1 protein-coding gene is annotated in these 544 nt (G+C 53.3%); it reads left to right on the forward strand.

Annotated features, from left to right (window positions below; all coding sequences use genetic code 11):
* Window positions 1-453 (forward strand): group II intron maturase-specific domain-containing protein (locus tag Q5Y71_RS17140; RefSeq protein ID WP_306043284.1); only part of this gene is annotated, 453 nt, incomplete at its 5' end.
* Between the last annotated feature and the right edge of the window lie 91 nt (window positions 454-544).

Genomic DNA, 544 nt, shown 5'->3' on the forward strand with positions numbered 1-544 from the left:
GCGAGAAACTTTGCAGCATCGTTAACGGCTCTACTGTCAGGAAATTACAGCGAAAGCAAGATCGATATGACTGAGGCCGTCAATCGCAAGCTGAAAGGCTGGTCAGCGTTCTATCAGTTCACTGACTTCAAGGCCAAAATCTTCAGTCGCATTGACGGAATTGTTTTCTGGAAAATGGCCCACTGGCTGGGCCGCAAATACCGCTCTCGACTAAAACCGTTGATGCGTCACTGGTTCAAAAGGCCGGCACCGGGTCAAAGTAAGACTTGGGTGCTGTACGGCAAGACAAATCAGGGACACTTCTGTGGTGCCATCTTGTACCGGCTTGTCGGGCGGGGTAGCCGGCGGTTCCGCTGGCGCCTTCCTGAAGGTAACCCATACCAAAGGAATGAACTCCGGAATACATGGACTTCGCGCTTTCCTGAAGTGGCAATGGCATTTGCCAGCGGCTAAATGGAGAGCCGGATGCGCTGAAAGGTGCACGTCCGGTTCGGAGAGGAGAGGCAGGGAGATAGTTCGACTACGCCCTGCCTCTTACTCTACT

The sequence above is a fragment of the Microbulbifer sp. 2205BS26-8 genome (assembly GCF_030731025.1).
In the GTDB taxonomy this organism is placed as follows: Bacteria; Pseudomonadota; Gammaproteobacteria; order Pseudomonadales; family Cellvibrionaceae; genus Microbulbifer; species Microbulbifer spongiae.